The sequence below is a fragment of the Thermohalobaculum sp. genome (assembly GCF_058622915.1).
In genome coordinates this window covers 37,187-44,384 of sequence record NZ_JBZSYN010000079.1, presented here as the reverse complement: position 1 = coordinate 44,384, position 7,198 = coordinate 37,187, and the positions used below count along the sequence as shown (strand labels likewise).

5 protein-coding genes are annotated in these 7,198 nt (G+C 70.0%); 3 read left to right on the top strand and 2 right to left on the bottom strand.

What is annotated here, in order from left to right; genetic code table 11:
* The coding region (locus AC32QD_RS06945) for an acyl-CoA dehydrogenase (RefSeq protein WP_492009761.1) at positions 1 to 2,240 on the bottom strand (2,240 nt) is incomplete at its 3' end.
* Positions 2,241 to 2,475: 235 nt separating this feature from the next.
* Here AC32QD_RS06945 and AC32QD_RS06940 point away from each other — a divergent pair.
* Positions 2,476 to 3,060 carry a response regulator gene (locus AC32QD_RS06940; RefSeq protein WP_492009760.1) on the top strand — a complete coding sequence of 195 codons (585 nt, stop codon included), beginning with the start codon at positions 2,476 to 2,478 and terminating at the stop codon, positions 3,058 to 3,060.
* Here the strand turns inward: AC32QD_RS06940 and gluQRS are convergent.
* Positions 3,057 to 3,977: a tRNA glutamyl-Q(34) synthetase GluQRS gene (gene gluQRS / locus AC32QD_RS06935; RefSeq protein WP_492009759.1), complete on the bottom strand. Its 921-nt coding sequence runs from the start codon at positions 3,975 to 3,977 to the stop codon at positions 3,057 to 3,059. The two genes, AC32QD_RS06940 and gluQRS, sit on opposite strands and share 4 nt — an antisense overlap.
* 125 nt (positions 3,978 to 4,102) lie before the next feature.
* On the opposite strand from gluQRS, the gene AC32QD_RS06930 reads away from it, so the two are divergent.
* Positions 4,103 to 4,723 carry a helix-hairpin-helix domain-containing protein gene (locus AC32QD_RS06930; protein WP_492009758.1) on the top strand — a complete coding sequence of 207 codons (621 nt, stop codon included), beginning with the start codon at positions 4,103 to 4,105 and terminating at the stop codon, positions 4,721 to 4,723.
* 709 nt (positions 4,724 to 5,432) lie between these two features.
* Complete coding sequence (locus AC32QD_RS06925; RefSeq protein ID WP_492009757.1) at positions 5,433 to 6,677, top strand: Nal1-like putative serine protease; 1,245 nt, start codon at positions 5,433 to 5,435, stop codon at positions 6,675 to 6,677.
* Positions 6,678 to 7,198 lie beyond the last annotated feature (521 nt).

Below are 7,198 nucleotides of genomic sequence, written 5' to 3'. Positions count from 1 at the left end.
TTGGCGGGCGCGGCCTTGGCGGGCGCGGCCTTGGCGGGGACGATTTCCTCGGGCGCGAAGGAGTCGACCTCGATGGCGCGGTCGACGGCCTCGGCCATCTGGGCCAGCCGGTCGGCCTCGTCCTGGGTGATGACGCCGCGCGCGAGCGCCTCGGCCGGGTCGTCGAGGCCGGCCTCGCGTAGGCGGCGGCGCACCGGCTCGCCGGCGACCACGAGGTCGAAGGCGCGCTCGAGCCGGGCCATGCCGTCGTCGCCGGCGCCGCGATGCACGCCCTCGGTGAGCCGGTCGCGGGTGGCGGTGGGCTCGGTGATGAGCTGGGCCACCTCGCGCGCCAGCCGGTCGCCCGGGCCCTTGCGGCCGCGGAACGGGCCGAGCGTGAGCGCGCCGAGCCAGGAGACCGGGCGGGCGGGGAAGTTGCGCAGGACCCCGGCGAGGCGCTTCTCGATCAGCGCGAAGCTCTGGGCGCAGCACCAGTCGAGCAGCGGGCGGTCCTCCTCGGGGCGGCCGTCGTCCTCGAAGCGCTTGATCACGGCCGAGACCATGTAGAGCTCTGAGAGCACGTCGCCCAGCCGCGCCGAGAGCATCTCGCGGCGCTTGAGCGCACCGCCCAGCGTCAGGAGCGCCATCTCGCCCACATAGGCGAAGCCGGCGGCATAGCGCATCAGCGCCCGGGCGTGGCGGCGCGCCGGGCCGTGCACCGGAACGTGCGCGAGGTGCCCGGCGGTCCAGTTGTGCCACAGCGCGCGGCCCTGGGTGGCGAGGAGATGCACCATGTGGCCGGCCAGCGCCTGATCGAAGGCGGCGCGGGCGGCCTCCTCGTCGGGCTCGGACAGCGCCTCCATCTCGGCCAGCAGGTGCGGGTGGCAGCGAATCGCGCCCTGGCCGAAGATGATCAGGTTGCGCGTGAGCAGGTTCGCGCCCTCGACCGTGATGCCCACGGGCACGGCGCGCCAGAAGTTGCCGAGATAGTTCAGCGGCCCGTCGATGATCGCCTTGCCGGCATGGATGTCCATGGCCGCCGAGACCGCCTCGCGCATCTCGTTGGTCGAGCCGGCCTTGACGATGGCCGAGATCACCGACAGCCGGCGGCCCTGGTCGAGACCCGAGCAGGTCAGCCGGCGCGTGGCCTCGAGCCGGTAGGCGACGCCGGCGATCTGGGCGAGCTTCTGCTGCACGCCCTCGAACTTGCCGATCGGGATGCCGAACTGCTCGCGCACGCGGGCATAGGCGCCGGTCGCGTGCGCCGAGGCGCAGGCGGCCGCCGTGGACAGCGAGGGAAGCGAGATGCCGCGGCCCGCGGCCAGCGCGCTCATCAGCATGCGCCAGCCCTGGCCGGCGCGGGCGCGCCCGCCGATGATCGCCTCGTCGATCGGCAGGAAGACGTCGTCGCCCTCGATGGGGCCGTTCTGGAACCACTGCATCGCCGGGATGTGGCGCCGCCCGGTGGTCACGCCCGGCGTGTCCGAGGGCACGAGGATGAGCGTGATGCCCAATTCTTCCTCGCCGCCGAGCAGGCGGTCGGGGTCGAACAGCCTGAGCGCCACGCCGAGCAAGGAGGCGACCGGGCCGAGCGTGATGTAGCGCTTGGACCAGGAGGCGCGCAGCCCCAGCACGCGCTCGCCGTCCACCTCCTCCTCGACCACCACGGCGCGGTCGACCATGGCGGCGGCGTCGGAGCCGGCCTCGGCGCTGGTCAGGCCGAAGCAGGGGATCTCGGAGCCGTCGGCAAGGCGGGGCAGGTGGCGGGTGCGCTGCTCGCCGGTGCCGAACTGCAAGAGCAGCTCGCCGGGGCCGAGCGAGTTGGGCACCATCACGGTGACCGCCGCGGTCAGGCTGCGCGTGGACAGGCGCTTGACCACCTCGGAATGCGCCCAGGCGGTGAAGCCCAGGCCGCCGTACTCCTCGGGGATGATCATGCCGAAGAAGCGGTTCTTCCTGAGGAACTCCCAGGCCTGGGGCGGCAGGTCGCGGCGCTGCCACTGGATCTCCCAGTCGTCGAGCATCTCCATCAGCTCGGCCAGCGGGCCCTCGATGAAGGCGCGCTCCTTGTCGGTGAGCCGGGGCGCGGGCACCTCGAGCAGGTGGCCGAGGTCGGGCCGGCCCGAGAACAGCTCGGCGTCCCACCACACCTCGCCGGCCTTGAGCGCCTCCTCCTCGGTCTCGGACATGCGCGGCAGCGCCTCGCGCGCCCAGCCGAAGATGCGGTCCGAGATCAGGCGGCGGCGGGCGCGGGCGAGCATGGAACGTGCTCCTCGGGGTCTGGCGTGGATCGGCCGGGCGGGCCGGATTCGCAGGACCAACGTTAGCAGAGAGCTGCGGTTCGCGGGACTGCGACTTTACCGGGCCCCGCGGCCGATATGCGGCGCGCGTGCCGTCTCGCACCCGGACGCGGCATGCCCTATGTTACGGGCAGGGACACAGAAAAGCTGATTCCGGCAGAACCGGGGCTGCCGACTTTGAGTAGGAGATAGATGAATGTCGGCAAAACGCGCCGAGCGTCTGCAGGTGATGCTGACCATCGACGAGGTGCGGCTGGTCGAGGAATGGCGCTTCGAGCACCGCATGCCGTCGCGATCGGCGGCGGTGGGGGCGCTGATGAACCTCGGCCTGCAGGCGCATGCGGCGGTGAACGAGGCGGCGCTGTTGGAAGGATCGGTGTCCTCGCGCGATGTCGGCGTGGCCGAGAACGGCTCGCTCGTGGGATCGGCCGAGGATCGCCCGGGCGTGCTGGTAGTGGCCGGCGACGAGCTGGCGGGCCAGGGGCTGGGGCGGGTCGTCGAGCGCGCCGGCTACCGGGTCGTCGGGCCGGCGCGGACGCTGGCCGAGGCGGACCGGCTGGCGGCGGCGGAGCGGTTCGCGGCCGCGGTGCTGGACGCACGCGCCGGCAACGGCATCGTGGGCGCGGTGACGGACTGGCTCACGAGCCAGCGCGTGCCCTGCGCGGTGGTGACCGACGCGATGGGCAAGGCGGCCGGGGCCGGGCATGGCGGCACGGCGGTGGCTGGCGGCGCCGGCGTCGGCGAGCGGCTGGGCCACGCGCTGTCGCGGCTGATTACCTAGATCGGGTTTCCCACGGCTCCGGCCGGGTCGAGACCGAGGCTCCTCAGCAGGTCGTCGGGGCGCCGGCCCGCCCCGCGCAGGCGCGCCAGCGAATGCGCGTGGTCGCGCTTGGCCAGGCGGCGCCCCTGTGCGTCGCGGATCAGGCGGTGGTGGCGGTAGCGCGGCACGCCGAGGCCGAGGAGCGCCTGCAGGAGGCGCTGCACCGGCGTGGAGGCGAATAGGTCGCGCCCGCGCGTGACATGGGTGACGCCCTGGAAGGCGTCGTCGACCACCACCGCGAGGTGGTAGGCGGGCGTGCCGTCGCGCCGGGCGAGCACGATGTCGCCGGTGCCCTCGACCAGCGCCGCCGGGTCGAGGCGGATGGTGCCGGTCTCGCCGGCCGGGCCGGAGTCGAGCTCGGTGAAGGCGAGGGCGGCGACGGCGGCGGGGCCGCCCAGGGCAGCGATGGCCGCAGCCAGGTCGAGCCGGGTGGCGGCGGGTACGCCCGGGCGGTGCGCCCGGCCGCGGCAGGTGCCGGGGTAGACCGGGCCGTCGGGGCCCGGGGTGGCGCCCTCCTGCGGGGCCCGGGCGGCCTCGGCGATGTCGCGGCGCGAGCAGGTGCAGGCATAGGTCAGCCCGCGCCGGGCGAGGTCGGCGAGCGCGGTGCGGTAGGCGTCGAGCCGGTCGGACTGCTCGAGCACCGGTCCGTCCCAGTCGAGGCCGAGCCAGGCGAGGTCGGCGAGGATCGCGTCGGCGAAACCCGGGCGCACGCGCGAGCGGTCGAGGTCCTCCATGCGCACGAGGAAGCGCCCGCCCGCGGCGCGCGCGGCGCGCCAGCCGAGCACCGCCGAGAAGGCGTGGCCGAGATGCAGCTCGCCGGTCGGGCTGGGGGCAAAACGCTCGGTGTGCAAGGGGCTCTCCCCTGGGGCCTGTGCCATGCCCGGCGCCTTAGGGCGCCCCGGTGCGGCTGTCAAACGGAGCGGATGTTGCACTGCACAATCAGGTGGGCTAGAGTCGCGCCGGAAACCTGCCAGCACCAACCTGCAAGCACGAGGAGCGAGCAATGGCCGAAAAACACGCCGCGGGCTTCGAGCCCTGGGCCCTGGACCCCTGGACCATGGACCCCTGGACGAGGACGATGACCTCGGCCTTCCGGTTCTGGCTGAGCATGTGGCCGGTGGCGCCGTTCTTCGGCGTCGAGTGGCGCTTTGCCGAGCTGGCGGGCAAGACCGACCCGAAGGCCGGCGCGATCGCGGCGCGGGTGAGCGAGCGCGCCGGGGCGATCGGCCGCGCGCCGCTGGAGGCGGCCGGGGCGGCGGCCCTGACGGCGGCCGGGGAGATGACCCGGGCGGTCTCGGCCTCGGTCGAGGAGGCGCAGGAGGTGACGCAGGCGGTGGCCGCCTCGGCGCACGAGGCGGTCGCGGCGGCCGAAGCCGCGGCGGCGCCTCAGCGCAAGGCGGCCAAGTCCGCGCCGGCCGAGGCGCGTGCCGACGATCTGACGCGGATCAAGGGGATCGGGCCCGGGCTGGCGCGCCAGCTCGAGGCGCAGGGCATCCACAGCTTCGCGCAGCTCGCCGCGCTGAGCGAGCAGGAGCTGGCCGCGGTCGACGCCAAGCTGACCTCGATCAAGGGGCGCTGCTTCCGCGACGACTGGCTGGGCCAGGCGCGCAAGCTGGCCGACTGAGGCGATCGGCGCCGAGCCGGGACGCCGTGCGGGCACGGGTGTCGCCGGGTTTGAACGGGCCTTTGGACGGGTTGCGGCCTTGCGCCGGGACCTCGCGCGAAGACGCGGCCCGAAAGCGAGGCCCCGGATCGGGTCCGGGGCCCGGGCGTGTCATGCGTCGTGCGGCGGTCGCCGAGGGGGAGGCCGCGGATCGGGTCCGGGGCCCATGGGTACCGCAAGGGCCGCGGCGATCGGCGCGGGTGAGGCCCCGGATCGGGTCCGCGGGTATAGTGATATCCGCATAAAAAACTCCGGGGGTGTTCGGCGAACCTCCATGGACTGCCGTGCGGACCAAGCGGTCATGCGAGCAAATGGCTCGGATGACCGGTTCTGACCCGATGCGGACCTTCGGGCCTGCTCAGGCTTGCCTCTCTTGCCAGCCATTTCCCGGTCCCCCTGAATACGAGACAAGATCGTCACATTGGGTGGACCACCGCAATGGGGCTGTTCCAATCGGGGGCCCGCCATCGTGGGTGAGATTAAGTCCTGCCTTTAGAAATGGTTGTGCTTTTTTTTTACAGAAAGAGCAAATGCGGCTATTTTTATAGTACGATTCGGAGCAGGGGTGTCCCCCGGAATGTCCAGCCAGGCGCAATGGTCGTTTTTGATCTTGGCGAAGGCACCCTGACGGCCGCCGCGGTATCCGTGCCGGCCGATGCACGCGAAAACAATGGAGGCGTTCATGTTAAAGTGGTCGTTCAGGACCTTGTGTCTGGGCGTGCTCGGCGCGACCCTCCTTTCTTTCGGCTCTGGAGCCGCAGCCAAGGGTCCCGATCATACGGCTTTTCAGACGCGCCCGAGTTTCCTCGGCGTCTCGGGAAGCGGCATAGCCTTTCTGAACGTCAATGGTTCGCTTTACTGCTATGCCGGCACCCTGGGCTCGCTGGTCGAAATCGGCAACAGTCTCTACGTCCTGAGTAACAACCACGTACTGGCGGGGGAGAGCTCGACAGGCCATCCCAGGGCGAGTGTCGGGGATTGGATTATTCAGCCTGGGCTGCTGGACGAGAACGGCGACCCTAACTCGTGCTCGCCCCCGGGCACGGACTACACCAAGTACAAGGTTGGCCAACTCAGCGACTGGGTGCCGCTCGATTTCTCACCTACAGGCACGAATGACGTCGACGCAGCGATTGCTTCGGTCGCGTCTAAGTGTACGAGTACTGGCTATGACCAAAGTAGCAACGGCGCCTGCATCGATGAGAATGGCCGAATTCTCGAAATCGGCGGCCTTTCGGGATATACGGTCCCGACGAGCGGATTGGTTGGCACGGCCGTCCAAAAGAGCGGTCGGACGACCGGCCTGACAACCGGCGTGGTCGGCGCCATCGATGCCAACATTAAAGTCAGCTACGACTATGGAACCGCGCAATTCGTCAACCAGATCCTGATCTCCGGCGACCACGGCGCGTTCATCAAGGCGGGGGATTCCGGCTCGCTGGCGGTCACGCGGCCAACCAACGGGACCATGCCCGATGCAGTTGGCCTGCTCTTTGCCGGCTCGCGAAACGGCATCGCGATCGCCAACCCGATCGACGCGGTGCTGAGCGAATTAGGGGTCAATATGGTTAGATGTGACTCTTCCAAAGTCAATTGCGCCGATACCGGCGTCACAAGCGGTGGCGGTGGCGGTGGCGCGGGTGGCCATTCCGGTAACAAGCCGAGCGGTACCGGTGGACCTCATTTCTCCGTCAGGGGTCTTGACGTTGCCGCGGGCGTTCTCGATCGGCACCGCGATGACCTCATGACCAACCCCGACGTGGTCGGCACCGGCCTTGGCGCCGATCGCGACGGCACCCCAGTGATCCAAGTCTACACCAAGGGCGCCATCCGTAGTGTCAATCATCCCATTCCGAGCCAACTGGAAGGCGTCAAGGTGGAAGTCGTCGTCACCGGCGAGTTCAAGGCGCTCTGATGAGCTAGGGCTCTTGGACTGGAGGGGAGTCCTATGACTGGCATTCATAGCGTTCGCGAAGAGCCTGGAGCGGGTCACACTGGCTGAAGCGCACCGCGGCAAGAACGACAGGAAGGGCCACCGCGTCATACGCGGTGGCCCTTTCGTTTAGGGAAAAGTCGCGCCAACGTAATACCAAGCCAATCAGACCGGCTCACCTAAAATTGGGATCGGTCTGCTCATGGCACGAGGCGGCCATCTGCCGATCTAGCCCAAGGGCCGCTTTGGGCTCATTCCGGTCGTTCGCCGGACCGGCAAGAAAGTCCAGGCTGGGCCACGACCTGTCCTTCGCCATGAAGCGGAGGAACGTCCGCTGATCACCGGCAAGACGATCGTGACTGTCAGGCTGTCCGGCTGGAGCGCCACCAGCCCGCCGCTGGTGTGAGAAGGCCCGCACCATCGCGTGCGAGCCGGCCCGAGATATTTTTTGCCGGATATTGCCATACCCCGGATCGGGTCCGGGGCCGATGGGTACCGTAAAG